Origin of the sequence: Flavobacterium sp. CBA20B-1 (assembly GCF_028473145.1) — a bacterium.
In the GTDB taxonomy this organism is placed as follows: domain Bacteria; phylum Bacteroidota; class Bacteroidia; order Flavobacteriales; family Flavobacteriaceae; genus Flavobacterium.
In genome coordinates this window covers 1,307,163-1,325,118 of record NZ_CP092370.1, presented here as the reverse complement: position 1 = coordinate 1,325,118, position 17,956 = coordinate 1,307,163, and the positions used below count along the sequence as shown (strand labels likewise).

At 35.6% G+C, this 17,956-nt stretch carries 18 protein-coding genes and 1 pseudogene; 9 read left to right on the top strand and 10 right to left on the bottom strand.

Features of this window, described 5'->3' with window-relative positions; genetic code table 11:
• Positions 1 to 856: 856 nt before the first annotated feature.
• Together MG290_RS06650 and alr are read left to right on the top strand one after the other, a co-directional pair.
• Positions 857 to 1,993, top strand: coding sequence for an amidohydrolase (locus MG290_RS06650; RefSeq protein WP_264563041.1), 1,137 nt, complete (start codon positions 857 to 859; stop codon positions 1,991 to 1,993).
• Positions 1,983 to 3,143 carry an alanine racemase gene (gene alr, locus MG290_RS06645; protein WP_264563040.1) on the top strand — a complete coding sequence of 387 codons (1,161 nt, stop codon included), beginning with the start codon at positions 1,983 to 1,985 and terminating at the stop codon, positions 3,141 to 3,143. Before MG290_RS06650 ends, alr begins: the two co-directional genes overlap by 11 nt.
• Before the next feature lie 851 nt (positions 3,144 to 3,994).
• Here the strand turns inward: alr and MG290_RS06640 are convergent.
• The 10 genes from MG290_RS06640 to MG290_RS06595 all read right to left on the bottom strand — a co-directional run bounded on the left by MG290_RS06640 (position 3,995) and on the right by MG290_RS06595 (position 9,524).
• On the bottom strand, positions 3,995 to 4,186 hold the full coding sequence (locus MG290_RS06640; RefSeq protein ID WP_264563039.1) for a hypothetical protein: 192 nt from the start codon (positions 4,184 to 4,186) through the stop codon (positions 3,995 to 3,997).
• Between the two features lie 80 nt (positions 4,187 to 4,266).
• Positions 4,267 to 4,824 carry a hypothetical protein gene (locus tag MG290_RS06635; RefSeq protein WP_264563038.1) on the bottom strand — a complete coding sequence of 186 codons (558 nt, stop codon included), beginning with the start codon at positions 4,822 to 4,824 and terminating at the stop codon, positions 4,267 to 4,269.
• 1 nt (position 4,825) lies between these two features.
• Positions 4,826 to 4,960: a hypothetical protein gene (locus tag MG290_RS06630; protein ID WP_264563037.1), complete on the bottom strand. Its 135-nt coding sequence runs from the start codon at positions 4,958 to 4,960 to the stop codon at positions 4,826 to 4,828.
• 148 nt (positions 4,961 to 5,108) lie between these two features.
• Complete coding sequence (locus MG290_RS06625) at positions 5,109 to 6,146, bottom strand: hypothetical protein (protein WP_264563036.1); 1,038 nt, start codon at positions 6,144 to 6,146, stop codon at positions 5,109 to 5,111.
• 41 nt (positions 6,147 to 6,187) lie between these two features.
• Positions 6,188 to 6,310: a hypothetical protein gene (locus tag MG290_RS06620; RefSeq protein ID WP_264563035.1), complete on the bottom strand. Its 123-nt coding sequence runs from the start codon at positions 6,308 to 6,310 to the stop codon at positions 6,188 to 6,190.
• Between the two features lie 270 nt (positions 6,311 to 6,580).
• A complete protein-coding gene (locus MG290_RS06615; RefSeq protein WP_264563034.1) occupies positions 6,581 to 7,216 on the bottom strand; it encodes a DUF1266 domain-containing protein in 636 nt (211 codons plus the stop codon).
• An 89-nt stretch (positions 7,217 to 7,305) separates the two neighbouring features.
• Positions 7,306 to 7,500: a hypothetical protein gene (locus MG290_RS06610; RefSeq protein ID WP_264563033.1), complete on the bottom strand. Its 195-nt coding sequence runs from the start codon at positions 7,498 to 7,500 to the stop codon at positions 7,306 to 7,308.
• A gap of 25 nt (positions 7,501 to 7,525) precedes the next feature.
• On the bottom strand, positions 7,526 to 8,191 hold the full coding sequence (locus MG290_RS06605) for a HEAT repeat domain-containing protein (protein ID WP_264563032.1): 666 nt from the start codon (positions 8,189 to 8,191) through the stop codon (positions 7,526 to 7,528).
• A gap of 82 nt (positions 8,192 to 8,273) precedes the next feature.
• Positions 8,274 to 8,927: a hypothetical protein gene (locus MG290_RS06600; protein WP_264563031.1), complete on the bottom strand. Its 654-nt coding sequence runs from the start codon at positions 8,925 to 8,927 to the stop codon at positions 8,274 to 8,276.
• A 120-nt stretch (positions 8,928 to 9,047) separates the two neighbouring features.
• Positions 9,048 to 9,524 carry an HD domain-containing protein gene (locus MG290_RS06595; RefSeq protein ID WP_264563030.1) on the bottom strand — a complete coding sequence of 159 codons (477 nt, stop codon included), beginning with the start codon at positions 9,522 to 9,524 and terminating at the stop codon, positions 9,048 to 9,050.
• A gap of 870 nt (positions 9,525 to 10,394) precedes the next feature.
• Between MG290_RS06595 and MG290_RS06590 the strand changes: the two genes are divergently transcribed.
• From MG290_RS06590 to MG290_RS06560, 7 genes and pseudogenes are all read left to right on the top strand, one after another.
• A complete protein-coding gene (locus MG290_RS06590; RefSeq protein WP_264563029.1) occupies positions 10,395 to 10,880 on the top strand; it encodes a hypothetical protein in 486 nt (161 codons plus the stop codon).
• 159 nt (positions 10,881 to 11,039) lie between these two features.
• A complete protein-coding gene (gene hmpA / locus MG290_RS06585; protein ID WP_264563028.1) occupies positions 11,040 to 12,245 on the top strand; it encodes an NO-inducible flavohemoprotein in 1,206 nt (401 codons plus the stop codon).
• A 107-nt stretch (positions 12,246 to 12,352) separates the two neighbouring features.
• Positions 12,353 to 13,864 (top strand): annotated as a pseudogene (locus MG290_RS06580) (IS1182 family transposase); the annotation flags it as partial.
• 199 nt (positions 13,865 to 14,063) lie between these two features.
• Positions 14,064 to 15,332, top strand: a complete 1,269-nt coding sequence (locus tag MG290_RS06575; RefSeq protein ID WP_264563027.1) for a chloride channel protein — start codon at positions 14,064 to 14,066, stop codon at positions 15,330 to 15,332.
• A gap of 44 nt (positions 15,333 to 15,376) precedes the next feature.
• Positions 15,377 to 15,970, top strand: a complete 594-nt coding sequence (locus MG290_RS06570) for a Crp/Fnr family transcriptional regulator (protein ID WP_264563026.1) — start codon at positions 15,377 to 15,379, stop codon at positions 15,968 to 15,970.
• A gap of 264 nt (positions 15,971 to 16,234) precedes the next feature.
• The gene (gene lpxD, locus MG290_RS06565) at positions 16,235 to 17,233 is read left to right on the top strand and encodes a UDP-3-O-(3-hydroxymyristoyl)glucosamine N-acyltransferase (RefSeq protein ID WP_264563025.1); all 999 of its coding nucleotides are present in this window, start codon (positions 16,235 to 16,237) and stop codon (positions 17,231 to 17,233) included.
• Between the two features lie 364 nt (positions 17,234 to 17,597).
• Positions 17,598 to 17,894 (top strand): GIY-YIG nuclease family protein, encoded by a 297-nt coding sequence (locus MG290_RS06560; RefSeq protein WP_264563024.1) that lies wholly within the window; start codon positions 17,598 to 17,600, stop codon positions 17,892 to 17,894.
• Positions 17,895 to 17,956: the final 62 nt, after the last annotated feature.

Here is a 17,956-nt window from a genome sequence, read left to right as displayed (position 1 = left end):
AACTTTAATTTCCATACCAATAAGTTGTAATTCTGTTCTGTAAATCTACAAAAAATTTGAAAGGAATTCACAACATGCAGCAGCAACACTTTTAAAATGCTTCAGTTGTAATTCTGTTCTGTAAATCTACAAAAAATTTGAAAGGAATTCACAACTTACGAAGTTTATTGTAAATCATTGCATCAGTTGTAATTCTGTTCTGTAAATCTACAAAAAATTTGAAAGGAATTCACAACCCGCATCCATGCGTGCTTTTGCTTCATTTAGTTGTAATTCTGTTCTGTAAATCTACAAAAAATTTGAAAGGAATTCACAACGCGTGATTGATAAATCTTTAAATAATATTAGTTGTAATTCTGTTCTGTAAATCTACAAAAAATTTGAAAGGAATTCACAACGCGTTTTTGTAGCGAAAGAAGCTACTCAGGGTTGTAATTCTGTTCTGTAAATCTACAAAAAATTTGAAAGGAATTCACAACGAGGTAGTTTAACGTTACTCATTTTCATACGTTGTAATTCTGTTCTGTAAATCTACAAAAAATTGAAAGGAATTCATAACTAAAGGATTGCGATAGCCTTGGTGTTTTAGGTCCTTTGCCCGGTATTATTGGCAGCATCATGGCAATGCATACCTTACAAATTATATGCGATTTAGAAGTGATGTATAATCAATTATTACTGATAGATACCAAAAATTGGACATTTAATAAATTAAAATTCTAATGTTTTAAAATTATCTGTATCAATGGTTTCTTACGCAGCAATGGTACACTTTAATTCAAATTTTACGTTAAAATTAGATTAAATCTATTATTTGATAAGGCGGGTAGTAAAAATTTTTATTATCTTGAGAGGAATGAGAAAATTAGATGATAAACTAAGGGAAATCCGAAGAGATTTTCATCAGAATTACGCAGAACTCTCTACCCAGGAATTCAGAACCTGCAAACGAATCCAGGAAATCCTAAAAGCCTACAGTAGTGCAAAGGTATTCTCTGCGGGAAAAACCGGTGTAGTGGCAGTTTTTACAGGTAAAGAAGATGGAAAAACCATTATGCTGCGTGCAGATACAGACGCTTTACCTATTGAAGAGATTAATGATTTTGAACACCGATCGGTAAACCCTCAAGTGTCTCACAAATGCGGGCACGACGGGCATACCACCATTATGATTGGGGTAGCGGAAATGCTTCATAAAAACCCTATCGACAAAGGAAAAATTATTTTGCTGTGGCAGCCTGCCGAAGAAAACGGACTCGGTGCGAAAGCGGTCTTAGACGATGAAAAATTTCAGGAGCTAAAACCCGATATGGTGTTTGCACTGCACAATTTACCGGGATTTCCACTACATAAAATCATACATAAAAAGCACGCCTTTACAGCAAATGTAAAAAGTTTAATTTTTGATTTTAAAGGAAAAACAGCTCATGCTGCCGAGCCAGAACACGGCTTTAACCCAGCTTTTGCAATGGCGTTGATTTTGGAAAAATGCAAAAAACTGACGCACAACAAACCGGAAGATGACCATTTTTTCCTCATCACCCCTGTGTATGCCAATTTAGGAACCAAAGACTATGGAATTTCTGCCGGAAAAGGCAGTCTGCATTTAACGATTCGCGCCTGGTCGCCTGCACTTTTCAACCAATTAACCAATGACCTAATACAGGAAACTAAAAAAATATGTACAAACGAAAATCTGCACGTAGACATTTCCTGGACGCAAGAATTTTTATCTAACCAAAATGATGAAAATGCAGTAGAAATCATTAAAAAATCGGCAGAAGATTTACAATTAGAGCAGCAACAAATCAACCAACCTTTTAAGTGGGGCGAAGATTTTGGACTTTTTACCCAATTGATTCCGGGTGCTATGTTCGGAATTGGATCTGGCGAAAATTGCCCGGCACTACACAATCCCGATTATGATTTTCCCGATGAAATTACGGTAACCGCCGCAACGATGTTTTACAAAATTTTAGAAAATGCTTTATAAACCGGAAACCACCTCTTGGATAGAAATTTCCAGATCAGCCTTACAACACAATATAGATTTTATACAAAAAAAACTTCCTAACAATACCCTTCTTTCTGCCGTAGTAAAAGGCAATGCCTATGGTCATACAATCCAACATTATTGTCCGCTGGCGTATGAATGCGGCGTCAGGCATTTTAGCGTTTACAGTGCCAATGAAGCGTATCAGGTTTTACAATCTGTAAACGGAGATTTTGATGTGATGATTATGAGCAGTCTGGCTAAAGAAGACCTGTCGTGGGCAATTAAAAATAATGTTGAATTTTATGTGGCTAATTTTTCTTCACTTGATGAAATAATTGCCATCACACAACAATTACATTTGCGCGCAAAAATACATATCGAATTTGAAACAGGGATGAACCGTACCGGATTTGAGCTAAAAGATTTTGAGGAAATCATTGCTAAAATAAATCAAAATTACCTCATTGAAATAAAAGGGGTTTGCACCCATTTGGCCGGTGCGGAAAGCATTGCTAATTACAAACGGATCAAAGACCAGATTCAGAAATTTCTGAAAATAAAAAAGAAATTTGAAGGCCTGGAAAATCATTCACCACAATTTCATATTGCCAATTCGGCAGCAGTTTTGCGTTATCCCAAATACGTTTTCGATATGGTTCGAATTGGTATTTTGCAATATGGCTATTTTCCTAACAATGAAACCTACGTACATTATTACCTGAAAAATCTTACAGAAACCAACCCGCTTACCCGTATTATTTCGTGGAAAAGCCGAATTGTAGAGGTTAAAACGGTAAAGGCAGGTGAATTTATCGGGTATGGGATGTCTTATTATACCAATATTACGACTAAAATTGCCATTGTTCCGGTTGGATACGCTTACGGTTACAGCAGAAAACTAAGCAATCAGGGTAAAGTGTTGGTGAAAGGGTACCGCGTGGATGTGGTAGGAACGGTTAATATGAATATGCTGACCTTAAACATCACCAATGTGCCCGATGTTGAAATCGGTGACGAAGTGGTACTTATAGGAAGCCAGGGCGACCAGCATATTTCCGTAGCATCGTTCAGCGAAGACAGCAGCCTGCTGAACTATGAATTGTTAACGAGGTTGCCTTTAGATATTGCCAGAAAAGTGGTAGAGTAAAGAGTTTTCCTGTCGCTACCGTAAAAATTTTTCTGAATGACCGGTAAGTTTTAATGAAAAAGTGATGTGAAGATATCGCTTTGAAAAACCCCATCATTTACCCGCTTTAATTTCAATGATTGTGGGTGGTACCGTGTCTATTGCTTTAATTATCATAAATGCAGAATTGCCCTACGGATTGGATGCCAATGTTTTCGGACTTAGTGCTGCGATCTTTGCCTATGCAATTTCTTATTTTTATGTAGAACTAAAAAATTTACCTGAAGTTAAATAGAAAGCTCCTAAAAATCATCACGGTAACGGATCAACGCAATCGTATTCCTCAAAAAGCGTTAACGCTGCCTCTATAATTTAGATTCAAAAAAAAGCAGTTTCTTCCCATACGCTTGGAAGAAACTGCCTCTTTTTTTAACCTCTTTGTTTTAACTTCAAATTAGCCATAAAAAACGCTTCCAATTTATCAAACGGAATCACATCCATTTTATCGTACAAGTCAGTGTGTACTTTTCCTGGGATAATGAAATATCATCGTGATTTTTCAAAATCTACACGCAATTCTTCCGCCCGTTTTGTACCTGATTAGTCTTCCAAAGCCAGCAAATTCAATCGATAGGTATAGTTTCGCTTAGTCACATATTCATTTTTTTATTTATTTGGTCGTGCCCCGCCGCGGCGGGTCGGGCTATCCGCTATATCTTTTGCTCCGCTCCGCTGCACAAAAGGATGCCGCTCCTATCCCTCACGCAAACAGGTCGCACCTACGAGGCTATTCACAGGTCGCCCCGCTGGGGCTATTGACGGTTCGCACCGCTGGGGCTGATAAAACCCGTAATTGCATCTTAATAATTGCACTAAATCAATGTAGATATTTCTTCAAAAGCAAGTCTTGATTTTGGCGTTTTGGCAGGATCGTTAAAATCACTTTCTGTCCGATAGCCCAAAGATACTGCAGTAACGGCTGTCAAGCCTTTTTCTGTTAAACCAAATTCTTTATCTAAAATTTTTACATCAATGCCTTCCATCGGGCAGGCATCAATTCCCAATACTGCGTCTCCTAAAAGAAATTGTCCGATGTTGAGATAAACTTGCTTCTATAACCTACCAAAAACAGTCTTTTTTTCAACTACCAAAGTTTTGCTGTTGGAAGTTCATAAAACGCAGTATCTTTTGAATCCTGCCACGGAGCCTGGTGAAAATGCCAGGATTTTTTTTCCTTATCCATACTTTTTGCAAGGTCTAAAGTTCCCCACTGATAACCGGTTTTGTAGGTTTTTCCGTTGTGCAGAATGGTGCCGAAAATATAGGGCGTCGAAAAGCCTGAAACACCGTTGGTATATTGTATCGCTTTCTCCAGTTTAAATTGGGTTCCGGCAGGGAATTTTACAATTTCTTCCAGATCGGGTGCCGGTAGGTTTTTCCTTTCGTCCACCGATTGCCATTGTGGATGCAGACTGTCCAACAGCGTATACTTGTAGTCATCATTATCGTCATACATTCTGTCGATAAACAAAACGGTTTCCTTTTGGAGCGTCACGTTTTTGCCCACCCAATTTTTATAAGGTTCGTGGTTGTTGAGGCTGCTAGATTTTGTTTTGATGCTGGCAAAAAGCATAAAAGCAAATAAAATTACCCCAAGACCTATTACAAGTGCTGCGATTTTCACGATGCTTTTTGTTGTCATTCTACTTTTTATCTGTGATATAAATCTCGGTTAAACCGTCCGTAGTTTTAAAGCGGATATTGTAGCCAGTCTGTTCGGTAAGTTGCACTGCCGGCAGGGTTTCGGTTTCGAAATTATATTGATTGATTTGTTTCATTTTTTTTCTGAATACTTGTTTTCTTGTTTATATTGTATTGATTTTTAATTGATTGAATTTTCCAAACGAAAAGGAAAAACTGCAGATTTATTTGGAGCTAAAAGAGAAGCATTTTTCAAATCACTGGAAAAATATGAGGGTTACAAATTTACGCTGTTATCGCATTAAATTTTGCTAGAATTTCTTCATATTTATCTAAGCTTAATCCACCCAAATTTATTTCGTACGGAAGCTCTTTATCTTCATGATTTACAGATAAAAACATAACTTTGTCGTTTCCTTTCCAAGCAGCAAAAAATACTTCATATTCGTACATAAAAGGATTGGTTTCTATGGTTTCCCAATACAATGTTTCTAAATGTTCATGCTTGTCTAGTTTTTTGTAGTCTATGTGTGGTTGCAAACTAGCATCGGGCTGTTGGTTTAACAATTCAGAAATTTCGTTTTTATAGCGTTCAAATAATTGATTTACAAATGTTTCTTGTTCTTCATAAGATAAATTTCCGCCATCACCGTTAAAGTCGTAAAACGTTGTAGAGCAGGCTAGTGGGAGCCTCGGGTAAATAAAATCGTCTATGTCAGATGCTATGTCTTCTGCTTCTTCTTTTGGTGCAGATGCAAGATATATAGCTTGGTTTTCCCAATGGGTTTCATAACGCGAAAGATAATCTGCTACTTCTTCGGGTTTATATTCTCCAGTAATGCCTTTTAACCGAATTGATTGGCGTATGGCTTCTTGGTCACTTTCTCTAATATACGTTTGATTAATTTCTTCTAATTTATCCTGTAGGTCATCTAATAAATCGTCTGAATCTCTTTGTTTTAATTTTAAAGGTTGAAGATGATTTTTGGCAATTTCTTGAGCAATATCTTTAACTTTTGAGTAAATATTAGCTGTTTCTTGGTCTTTTTCGGGCAATAAAAATTCGGCAATGGCATCTACAAGTAGCTCAATCTCTTGTCGATTCATATTGGTTTCAGAAAAATATTTTTGAATAATCTCATCCACAATTTCACGCTGATTTTGTAAATCTTTATTAGATTTGTTGTTCGCAATATCATTTAGATATTCAGGTTCGTAATGGGTGAACACATCCCAAAAACTAGCTTGTGGATTTTCTGATAAGATAAATTCTTTAAAAAATTGTGTTGGACTTTTTTCTTCTACCCAAAAATTGTTTTTCATTTTTTTAAAATTGTATTTAATTAATTTTCAGCGAATTAAAATTATTTAATACGTTTTACTTCACTCATATCAAATCCTAATTGTTCTAGTATCGATATTCCGTCTTTAATAATTAAGCCTTTGATTTCGCCATTCCAGCCAATATTTATGGCATATTTTATCAATTTTCAAACAAAAAAAGGTCGGTTTAAATTTACGTTGTTTTCGTGATGAGATGTCAGCGAATTTCCGGTAGTATATTCGTTTTTGCTTGTAAAATGAATTTCTAGCGGTGTGTTTTTATAACCCTCTTTAAATACCCTAAGTTTTGATTCCCAGTAATATAGGCTGTTATTTTCTTGAATAACTTTTTCATTCAAAATATATTTATACTTTGAGTCTTGAAAGGTAATATTTCTTAATTTATTTTTAATCGTTATTTTTTTTTTTGGATTCTAAGTTGTTAAATCAGTGTTCCAGCTTACATTATTCCAAACACTGCTTGGATTGTTGAGCAACTTTTCTATTAATTTTTCAAACTGATTTTGTTGTGTAATTTCAGAACCCGCCCACAATTTTCTGGCTTGTAAAAATGCAGTAGCCATTTCTTTCCAACCGTTGTAACTTTGCTGAATTTCAGGTGCATAGGTTGCTAGCAATTGCCAAAATTCTTGCTCGTTAATCCATTTTAAATCAAAGGCTAAACGTACCAACATAAAAATTCTTGCATAATCCCAAATCATGTAGGCTTCGCCAAATTCTTCTACAGATTCTTTTTTTTCCAACTCTTTAACTTCTGCCATCAAATCTTCTAGGTTATGGATATGCCATTGATTTTTAAGCTTTTCTTTGCTCACGCCTCTGGTGAGTGAAGTGGCAAGTTTGTCTTGTAATGTATTAAATTCATACGATTCTTCGTACGTTCTATAAATGGCCGTAATGCTGAGCATCCACAATTGTTTATCGCTAAATTTAAATTCATTTTCGATTTCGGTGGTGGATTCTAACGGGCGTTCTAACAAAAATTCATTGATTTTTTTTAATGTAAGCGCCAATTGTTCGTTGCCTTTTTTGTTGTCAAAATCAATCATTTCTAATGATTCTCCATTAAAATTGGTGGTGATGAAATACTTTCCGTTTTCTGCAATTTTAAGCTTAAAAGGAAGCGCTTCCTCAAAATCTACATGATTTTTTGGTAAGCTACTGTTTTGTTTATTAGGTCGATACTCACATTTTTTCCGGCTTTGAAACCTGGTTGTATAAATTCAAATATATCTTTCTTTTTGTTGTGATTATAGTCTAAACTTCCTAAACCTAATTCTTTTAATAATGCGATGAATTCTTTCGCTTTTTCTGATTTTTTGGTGAAAAACATAGGATTTAATTTTTTGCTTTTTGTGTTAATGTTGGTTTCTTAATTCGGCTACTTTTTTTTCAATTTGCACTGTATCATTGCTGTTTATTCCGTCTTCTACAAAGAATTTTGTGATTCCGCCATCCTTTAAATGAACAGTCACTGTGTTATTTTCGGCTTCGTACACCCATTTTTTTGTGAGTAATTGATAAGTCCATAATAAATTGTTTTTCAGGTTACTATCAGTTTCAATGGCGGTTCTTTCTAATAAATGATTTGTAAGATTTTCTTTGTTTAACCGAAGCATTACATCTGCAACTTTTTCTCTTACTTTTTTACTTTTATCATTTAACGCATTTTTTAATAATTGATTGACCAAATCTTCTGGATTATTGTACAAACAATTGGTAATGATATTCAACCTAACTTTTGAAGAAGCGTGATTTGAAAGTTCTTCGATAAGGTTAGCAAAGATTTTATCACTTTTGGCAAAGTTAAAAACGTATTCTCCCAACGCCCAACAAAAGGTGTGGTTGAGCGCCAATCCTTTTTTAATTTTTTCTACATCAGCTGCATCATACTTTTTGTTGTACACATTATAAATAGCATCTACAGCATCAGAAATCACAGTGCGTAAGCTTTCTTGATTTTTATTCAGCCAAGAAAAATATTCTTTTTTTAATTCACTTTTATCTTTCGGTAGATTCATCATATCAATTCAAACACAAAAATTAGATTGAAAATCATTCCCGAGACTTTCAATTCCGAAAAAAATGTGTTTGGTTGCGCGCTTTTTATTTATCCAGATACTGGGTAATCATGGTGCCGGTATTATCTAACACCATATTGTTTTTTAGGAAATCTTCTTTTTTAATCTCGTAAGAACCTGTATAGGTGTTGTTTGGGATTAAACTTTCATCAATAGGTTTAAAACTATTAATTTTTTCGCCATCTATTTCCGAGGTGTTTTTTTCTAAAATTACCGTTTCATTATCGATGCTTTTGATGCGGTAAATATGGTTAGATATAAGCAACAAATCTCCTTGCCCCAGGGTTTTCAACAGCGCAGTTTTTTCCGCATCAGTTTTTGCCATAAAGGAGTTTTTGTATGAGTTAGTAGAATTTCTATCTGCTAAAATTAGATAAATACATCCCGCAATGGCAGTAATAAGTATAGTAGATAAAAGGTAATAACCCAATTTTGGCGTTTTATGTTGTGCCAATAGTTCTTTAGCTTCTCTATGTGTTTCTTGGTTCCAGTGTTTTTTAGCCACTATTTTTCCGGTAGCATTGCACCTTACCACGGCTTTTTTTTGGGCCACACGAACGGCAATAAACGAAACTACATCTATCCTGGTGATGTATAACGTGCTTCCGGCATCGCCACATTTATCAAATTGTTGTTGAATTGGTTTTTCTAAAACATCGTATCGTTCAATCAGTATCATGCTAATTTTTTAAGTTGAATTAATGAATGGCTAAATTATAAAAAGTAGTTTAGTATTTTTTTGCAAGCGGGTTGGCTGAAGTTTTTGCTGTTGATGCACACGATATATTAATTCAGCATCTCATAAAGATAGTTGATTAAGTTCCGATAAAATATTGGCTCTTGCTTGGTTTTCGTACTGTTCTCGGAAGTAATGCGTTTGGTAGATGGCTTCTTTTTCCAGCATGGTTTTCAGCACTTTTTTTCTTCCTTTTCGATATAGAAAATCAGGATAAATTTGATATTCTTTCCTTATATTTTGAGCATATTCCTGATATCTATTTTTGTTTTTTCCTAAAATTGCCAAGTCGATATCCAATAAAATATTGGTGTCTGCATCGTCAGCGTGTTGATGTTCTTTTGTCGCTTCAATTTGGGCTTTGCATGGGTTGATATGGCGGAACGAAGTCTTGGAAATTCTTTTTTCAAAAAGCAATGCACTTTGATGTTCGTTATCGGTTTTGGTAGCGTTGTAGATGATGTCGTGATAAAAAATGGAAAACAACAAACCGTCCCAATTTTTTACCAAATCGGCTACTTCTTCTAGTTCTGTAACCATATTTTCAATATGCGCAAGGGTGTGATAAAAGCGGGATTTTGAAGAATAATTTCTTTCCATTTCCGTCCAGCAATCTAGGTTATAATTTAGGTCATCAGAATATTTTTCAATTAAACCCAAAAACTTTTCTTTTACCATAATTATTTTGTTATTGGCGTGGATTATTAGTGAATAGCCCAACGTTTCATCCTTTTCCTTTTTCGTTCCATTGTTAGAATAAAGATATGAAATTCAAATTTTTTTAAAGTTTGAATTTTTTAACACTTCATTATTTACATAGTTTGATTTTAGTTAATTTTTTAGATTTCAAGTAATCTGAACTTTTTTAAAATAGTGTTTCCCCAGAAAAAATCAGACATATTAAAAATTCTCTTGTGTGATTAAATTTCTGCTTTGGTTTTCTATTTACCATAACTTTATGCAAATTTTTTGTAAAAATAAATGTTCATTTTCTAATTTATATAGCACTCTAAATTATTGATTTTTTTTAATTTAATGGTACTTATTATATAACTGTTGTGTTTCAATTTATATCCGTATCTAAATGCCGCATTTTTATGCCTTTTTTCAGTATGTTTTTTTGTCATCTGTAATAAATGCGAAAATCCACAAAATACTATTCAGCATCATTTTCATTTTCGATGTTTTTTGTTTGATACCATTGAATTTTTAGAGCAAGCTGTGCGGTTGTACCTCTACCCAGATACTAGGCACCATGTAAGTACTGTAAATTGAGTGCTTAAAGATATTTGCGAGAAATGTTTGGGTTACTAATAATGCAGTACTTGTAAAGCAACTAAAAAACAATTGTGTACCCTAACATTTTTTAGGTATTTTTACAGTGAATTTATATTAAATCTAATTAAAAATATGAAAAAAATACTATTGTCTGGGATAATGGCTTTAGGAGCCTTTTTTGCATCAAATGCGCAATGTAGCACCGTTGCTAGTATTAACGAAAATTTTGATTCTTGGAAAAAAATAGATAAATGCTGGAGTGCAGAATCAGGTAAATCAATGCTTTATAGCAGCGAAGGTAAAATCACTTTTTATTCTATGATGAGTTCTGGTGAAAGAATGATTTTATCTACACCAAAAATGAAAGCTGGAACTTATAAATTAACGCTTGATATTTCTAAAAACTCAGGCGATGCTTCATTAGAATTGTTCTCTATCGGTTCTGTGTCTGATGAGAAATTGTATGTATCCATTTCAAAACCATCGGCAATTTCAGGAACTAAAAAAGCATACACGATCAACCTGAAAAATGATGCACATTTAGGTTTTAAAGTTCTTTTAAACGGAATTCATCAAGCGGTTTACATTGATAATTTGGTATTGAAAGCAGCAAAATAATTCAACAGTTCAATAACGCTTCAAAATATAATCCACTAATCAAATAGGTTGGTGGATCTTTTTTTATCAAATTTTCACTAAAAAGTGGTTTTTATGATTACAATCATAAGAATCGATGGTTAAGCGGAGGTAATTTTGCTTAAAATAAAATTTACAGCAATGCTTTCAGATAAACAAAAAGAAATTATATTTAGCACCGTTCCGTTGTTACGTACGGGCGGAGTTGCTTTAACTACACACTTTTACAGCCGAATGTTTACGCATCATCCCGAATTAAAAAATCTGTTTAATATGGGAAACCAGCAGTCGGGCAAGCAACAGACAGCTTTGGCAATGGCGGTTTTGGCGTATGCAGAAAATATATCGAATCCGGCGGTTTTAATGCCTGCCGTTGATTTAATCGGACATAAACATGTAAGTTTAAATATTCAGCCGGAACAATATGATATTGTTGGTACGCATTTATTGGCATCAATCAAAGAAGTTTTACAAGATTTGGCTACAGATGAGGTTCTGGATGCTTGGGAAGCGGCTTACGGGCAACTAGCCGAACTGATGATTGGTCATGAAGCGAAAATGTATGAAAGCAAGAAGCAGACAAACGAACAGTGGGTTGGTTGGAAAAATTTTGTTGTTAAACGTAAAGAAAAAGAATCAACAGAAATCACGTCGTTCTATTTGGTTGCAGAAGACGGAAGTGCGATTCCAAATTTCATTCCGGGTCAGTACATAAGCGTTCAGGTTTTTCTTCCAAACATCAATCTAAACCAAATAAGACAGTACAGTATTTCATGTGCGCCGAATAAGGAATATTTGCGAATTTCGGTAAAACGTGAGCGTAACAAAAAGCTGGATATTAACGGAATGATCAGTAATTTTCTGCACGATGAGATTCACGAAGGGAACGTTGTGTCAATCAGTGCACCGGCAGGAAACTTTACGTTGCAGAATCTATTCCCTAAAAAAGTATTCATCAGCGGCGGAATCGGTCAAACACCATTGATTTCTATGTTGGAACATTTAAACGGAACTGCCGAAAATGATAAAGAATTAATCTGGATTCATGCTTGCAGAAATGCCGAAGTTAGAGCATTTGCAGACCAAATCGAATCGATCGCTAAAGAAGATCAAAAGGTAAAACAGCATCAGTTTTACGAAGTGGTGAATGAAACCTTGGCAGGAAAAGAGGTTTACGAAGGCATGCTCGATTTTTCTAAAATTGAAAAATGGCAGTTTGATCCAGAAGCCGAGTATTATATTTGCGGACCAAAACCTTTTATCGAAAAAGCAGTTAAAGAACTAACCGACAATAAAATCAGTGAAAATCATATTTTCTTTGAGGAATTCGGTTCCAAATCAATCTAATAAATTTTATAATTTAAAATCAGAAGCTGTCCGAAAAGTCGGACAGCTTTTTTTTGTTGTATTTTTTCTCCAAAATAATTATCTTAGAGTTGCACAAAAAACCAACAATGGCTAAGGTAGTTTTTAAAAATCAAACAGGCAATAGTCCTGAACTTTTTCCGATTAATATTTTTGATAAAATCCCTAATAATCACCCTGTTCGATTAATCGAAGAGGTCGTTAACTCGTTGGATATTAGCAATATAATTAAGTTGTACAAAGGAGGTGGTACCTCTGCATATCATCCAAGAATGATGATTAAAGTGTTGTTTTACAGCTATTTGTCAAACGTTTATTCTTGCCGGAAAATAGCTAAAGCACTCACCGAAAACATCTATTTCATGTACATTTCGGGCAACTCTACGCCTGATTTCCGAACCATTAACGACTTTCGAGGGAAAATATTAAAAAATCATATTCAACAACTATTTGCCGAAGTAGTGAAAATGCTGGTTGAAATGGGCTATGTAAGTCTTGATATTCAGTACATTGATGGAACAAAAATCGAAGCCAAATCGAATCGTTATACTTTTGTTTGGAGAGGTTCGATTGAAAAATACAAGGAAAAATTAGAAGTTAAAATCAACACGATTCTTTCAGATATCGAAAGTGCTATTCAGTCTGATAATCAAGAAATTAACAAAGAAGAATTACCTAAAAGCATCAATTCGGAAGAACTTCGGGAGAAGCTATCGATCTTGAATAAAAAGCTGAAAGAACCCACTAAAAAACAGGCAAAAGAGCTACAAAAACTTCAGGATGAGCATCTTCCAAAATTAGAAAAATACGAAAAAGACCTAGAAACTTTAGGCGATAGGAATTCTTACAGCAAAACCGACCCTGACGCTACTTTTATGCGGATGAAGGAAGATCACATGAAAAACGGACAGCTTAAACCGGCTTATAATACGCAGATTTCAACTGAAAATCAGTTTATTACCCACGTTTCCATCCATCAAAAACCGGGGGATACCACGACTTTGGAATCGCATCTTGATGGTTTTGAAAATCTCTATGGAAAACAAAGCAAAGATGTGGTTGCCGATGCAGGTTATGGAAGCGAAGAAAATTACGAAATGCTTGAAAATAAAAGCATTAAAGCCTACGTGAAGTACAATTATTTTCACAAAGAAGCGAAACGGACGATGAAAAATAATCCGTTTTTGGTTCAGAATTTATTCTACAACAAAGAACAAGATTTTTACGTTTGTCCGATGGGTCAACGAATGGAAAATGTTGGCAAAGGAAAACGAATTTCGAGCAACGGACACGAATCGCAAGTGTCTTATTATCAGGCAAAAAACTGTAATAATTGTCCGCTTCGAGAGCAATGCTTCAATGCAAAAGGTAATCGCAGAATAGAAGTCAATCACCGGTTGAATGAGCTTAAAGAAAAGGCTCGAAATTTATTAACGAGCGAGAAAGGGCTGGAACATCGCAGTAAACGCCCTATAGAAGTAGAGGCTGTTTTTGGGCAACTCAAGCACAATAATGATTTTAATAGATTTACATTCAAAGGCTTAGAGAAAGTAGAATTAGAATTTCTACTGATGGCTCTTGGACATAATTTTAGAAAAATGGTGGCTGTAGCAGTTGCGGGAAGAAAAACGGTATTCAAACGCCGTATTTTTGGTTCTAAACTTGTCATTTTTGTCGAATTTAGATGCTATCAGCGGTCTTTATTTCAAAAAAAGCAAGAAATTAACTTTAGTGATGATGTTGAAAAGTTAGTAGTATAACAAAGAGGCTATCCTTTTTGGACAGCCTCTTTTTGCGTATATGAACAATAGTATCGTTACAAAGAAAAACATCGTGTGGGTAAAGTGGAGCCGCATTGTGTATTGTGCTGCATTAGTGGGAATTATCGTTGGGTTAATAACCTTAATGTTTAAAAATCTAGTCGAAGAATACGAACATTTGCTTTTTAACAAAGCACAGCATTTTAAACTTTTTTTCTTCGTTTTTCCGTTGATCGGTTTGCTGATTATTTATTTTTTAAGAACCTACGTTTTCAGCAACAAAAAGAACAAAGGAATTTCCGAAGTGTTGGAAGCCGTGCGCGAAGCCAAAAAACTACCGCCCTATAAAGTGCCATCGCATTTTTTCAATGGATTTTTAACGGTTATCTTTGGCGGAAGCACCGGTATCGAAGTATCAACCGTTGTGGCAACAGCCGCTTTGGGCGATATGGCATCGAGAAAAGATCCCATCTTTAAAAAATACCGCAAAGAATTTATAGGCTCGACAATTGCATGCGGTGTTACACTTTTGTTTTGCAGTCCGTTGGCAGGTTTGTTTTTTTCGTATGAAACCATTGGCAAGCAAAAAACAAAAGTTTTTTGGACAACTCATTTGGTAAGCGTTGGTTTTGCTACTTTAATTATACTTTTAATGAACGTTACACCGGTTTTTAATTTAGGAAATAACGAAACAATTTTTCATTATCAGGCAATTCCGTTTTTTATTGCGTTAAGCGTTTTAGCGGGCTGTTACGGCGTTTACATGACCAAGATCGTAACATTTGTAAAGAAAAGAAACTTTATCGATTTTAATCCGTATTTGCAATTAGTTGCGGGAGGCTTGTTGTTGGGTAGCGCCTTGTTCATTTTTCCGCAATTATACGGCGATGGTTATCATGCAATCGAATCAATCATTCATCATAATACCATTGTTGCGTTGAGTTTTTGGATGTTGGTGGGCGCGTTATTGTTGAAACCTTTTGCAACCGGGTTTACCTTGAAATTGGGTGGCGATGGCGGTGTTTTTGCCCCAAGTATTTTTGCAGGTGCCATTATGGGAGCATTGATTGGATTCATTGTTCAAAAATACTTTTTTGCCGATGCCCAACTGATAAATTTTGTGGTTTTGGGTGTAGCTTTAACCGTAGCTGCAACATTGCACGCGCCATTTACGGCATTGTTTTTAACCTTCGGTATTTTTAATTCGTATGCGTTGTGGCTGCCTATGGCAATTTTAATTTTCGTTAGTTTTTTTATTTCAAAAAAGATATTTCCCTACACGGTTTATACCTTGGCATTGAAAAAGTAAAATATGGCAAGAACTCATTATCTTTGTTTTTCATTTAAAATACTATGATTCGTGTTGATTTAATATTGAGCTGTGGCGGAACGTTGCGCGATGTTTCTAAAAACGAACTGATTTTTAAGGCAGGACATCTTCCGTCGTACTATTATCAGGTGGTTGAAGGGAAGGTGAAAATGAACAATTATAGCGACGACGGTAAAGAGTTTATTCAGGAAATTTTTACGGCAGGACGCAGTTTTGGTGAACCGCCTTTGTTTATTAACGAACCTTATCCGGCAAACGCCATTGCAATTTCAAAAGGCATTGTTGTGCAGATAAAGAAATCGTTGTTTGATGAAATGCTGTACAAATATCCCGAAGTTTCTGTTGAAATTAACCGAAGTCTTGCACGTCGTCTGTATTATAAATCCATTATGGCACCTGAATTGTCATCACAAAGTCCGGAAAAACGTTTACTGAAACTATTGCATTATCTTAAACAGCAAAACCCCATAAAATCTGAACTTTTTCAGGTGGAATTATCGCGACAACAATTAGCCGATTTAACAGGTTTGCGAGTAGAAACCGTTATCAGAACCATAAAACACTTGGAAAAACAAGAGTATCTTAAAATTATTGAAGGAAAGATTTATTTGGAGTAAATTTTTAGATTTTGAGTGTCGTTTTTTAGTAATTCTTTTCAGTAGTTACTTTCATTAAACCGGTCACTGAGCGTTCTAAGTGCAGCATCGCATATTAAAACATTTTTTCATCGTCAAGATCATCCGGTCAGTGAGCCTGTCGAACGGTCGTGCATCTGTGGTAAATAGATTGCATAGATTTGTATTGTTTTTTAAAATAAAATAGGAAATTTAAAGTTATTATGCTTTATTTGATCTACAAACGCAATAAACCAACAAATTATAATGAAATCGTATTCTATTTTTGAAATTAACGATATTTTAAAGGGAACCATAATTGGATCCACCACAGAAAATATCACCTATACCGAAGAACTTAGCCGTGCCAAACAATCTCATATTTCTTTTATTGGCAACAAAAAATACGAAAAATTATGGGAACAATCTGCTGCAAGTGTGGCTGTGGTAAATAAAGATATTTCTATTGAACCGGGTGAAAACCGTGCGTTCATTCAAGTACCCGATGCCGATTTGGCTATGAGTCAGGTTTTGGAATTATTTGCTTCGCCTATGCCCGAGTTTACTGTTGATATTCATCCTACCGCGGTAATCGACGATTCTGCAAAAATTGGTAACGGAGTAAAAATAGGAGCAGGTTGCTATGTTGGTCCGCGTACCGAAATTGGCGATGGCACTATTCTGTACCCAAACGTAACCATTTTAGACGATTGTATTATTGGCAAACAAACCACCATTTGGTCGGGAGTGGCTATTCGTGAACGCAGTAAAATTGGTCATCAGTGTATCATACATCCAAATGCGACCATTGGTGCCGATGGTTTTGGATTTCGCCCGTGTGCCGAACGTGGTTTGGTAAAAATCCCCCAGATCGGCGATGTTGTCATTGGCAATCAGGTAGAAATTGGAGCCAATGCCTGTGTAGATCGCGGTAAATTCAGTTCTACCATTATTGGTGATGGTTGTAAAATAGACAATTTGGTGCAAATAGGACATAACAGCGAATTGGGTATGTTCTGTATCATGGCGGGTAACAGCGGTTTGGCAGGATCGGTTAAACTAGGCAACGGCGTAATTATTGGCGGCAGCGCCTCTATTAAAGACCACACCACCATTGGCGACCGTGCTGTTATTGGTGCAGGTTCTGGTGTAACAGGCGATGTAGCAGCCGGCAAAACCATGTTGGGCTATCCGGCGTTAGAAGCTCGTGATACCTTAAAACAATGGGCTATTATGAAACGTTTGTTAAACGAGAGTAAGAAGTAAAACACAACCCGCAAGGTTTTTAAAACTTTGTAGTTCCCTGAGGCACTCGAAGGGAACAGATGATGGACATCCGAAGGGAAAGTAATTAGAATATCGAAGGAAAGAGGTGTGGCTTCGAGAGCCTCAGCCACCAGCAATAGTAGTTCCCTGAGGCACTCGAAGGGAACAGAATAGAGTATTCGAAAGGAACAGAATAGAGTATTCGAATGGAACAGAATATTGTCACTCGAAGGGAACAATTATAAGTACTCGAAGGGAACAGAATATTGTCACTCGAAGGGAACATAAATCAGCACTAGAATGAAAGAAACGTGGCTTCGAGAACCTCAGCCACCTGTAATTTTTTAAATAAGCAAAAAGTATCATGAAAGGGTACATGTACATATTACTTTGTTCAAACGGAAGTTACTACACAGGTAGTACCAACAACTTAGAATTAAGGTTAAAACAGCACCAAAATGGAGAGGGAGCAAATCATACCAAAAAATATTTACCAGTAACATTAGTTTATTACGAAGAATATCAAAGAGTAGAAGACGCATTTTACAGAGAAAAACAAGTACAAGGATGGAATAGAAAAAAGAAAGAAGCGTTAATAAACGGAGACCATACTTTACTGCCAGAATTAGCAATTGCCTACCGTGATTTAAAAAGTCAGTAGATATATCGATTGTATTGGTTTTCAATCCTTTTCCCTTCGAGAGCCTCAGGGTACGTGTGGTG

What these genes read in the sequence shown, in the direction of transcription:
- MG290_RS06625 (WP_264563036.1), bottom strand. Translation starts at nt 6,146, where the DNA reads ATGAAAAACAATTTTTGGGTAGAAGAAAAAAGTCCAACACAATTTTTT.
- hmpA (WP_264563028.1), top strand. Translation starts at nt 11,040, where the DNA reads ATGCTTTCAGATAAACAAAAAGAAATTATATTTAGCACCGTTCCGTTG.
- MG290_RS06605 (WP_264563032.1), bottom strand. Translation starts at nt 8,191, where the DNA reads ATGATGAATCTACCGAAAGATAAAAGTGAATTAAAAAAAGAATATTTT.
- MG290_RS06610 (WP_264563033.1), bottom strand. Translation starts at nt 7,500, where the DNA reads ATGTTTTTCACCAAAAAATCAGAAAAAGCGAAAGAATTCATCGCATTA.
- MG290_RS06595 (WP_264563030.1), bottom strand. Translation starts at nt 9,524, where the DNA reads ATGGTTACAGAACTAGAAGAAGTAGCCGATTTGGTAAAAAATTGGGAC.
- MG290_RS06560 (WP_264563024.1), top strand. Translation starts at nt 17,598, where the DNA reads ATGAAAGGGTACATGTACATATTACTTTGTTCAAACGGAAGTTACTAC.
- MG290_RS06575 (WP_264563027.1), top strand. Translation starts at nt 14,064, where the DNA reads ATGAACAATAGTATCGTTACAAAGAAAAACATCGTGTGGGTAAAGTGG.
- alr (WP_264563040.1), top strand. Translation starts at nt 1,983, where the DNA reads ATGCTTTATAAACCGGAAACCACCTCTTGGATAGAAATTTCCAGATCA.
- MG290_RS06630 (WP_264563037.1), bottom strand. Translation starts at nt 4,960, where the DNA reads ATGAAACAAATCAATCAATATAATTTCGAAACCGAAACCCTGCCGGCA.
- MG290_RS06590 (WP_264563029.1), top strand. Translation starts at nt 10,395, where the DNA reads ATGAAAAAAATACTATTGTCTGGGATAATGGCTTTAGGAGCCTTTTTT.
- MG290_RS06650 (WP_264563041.1), top strand. Translation starts at nt 857, where the DNA reads ATGAGAAAATTAGATGATAAACTAAGGGAAATCCGAAGAGATTTTCAT.
- lpxD (WP_264563025.1), top strand. Translation starts at nt 16,235, where the DNA reads ATGAAATCGTATTCTATTTTTGAAATTAACGATATTTTAAAGGGAACC.
- MG290_RS06570 (WP_264563026.1), top strand. Translation starts at nt 15,377, where the DNA reads ATGATTCGTGTTGATTTAATATTGAGCTGTGGCGGAACGTTGCGCGAT.
- MG290_RS06635 (WP_264563038.1), bottom strand. Translation starts at nt 4,824, where the DNA reads ATGACAACAAAAAGCATCGTGAAAATCGCAGCACTTGTAATAGGTCTT.
- MG290_RS06600 (WP_264563031.1), bottom strand. Translation starts at nt 8,927, where the DNA reads ATGATACTGATTGAACGATACGATGTTTTAGAAAAACCAATTCAACAA.
- MG290_RS06615 (WP_264563034.1), bottom strand. Translation starts at nt 7,216, where the DNA reads ATGATTGATTTTGACAACAAAAAAGGCAACGAACAATTGGCGCTTACA.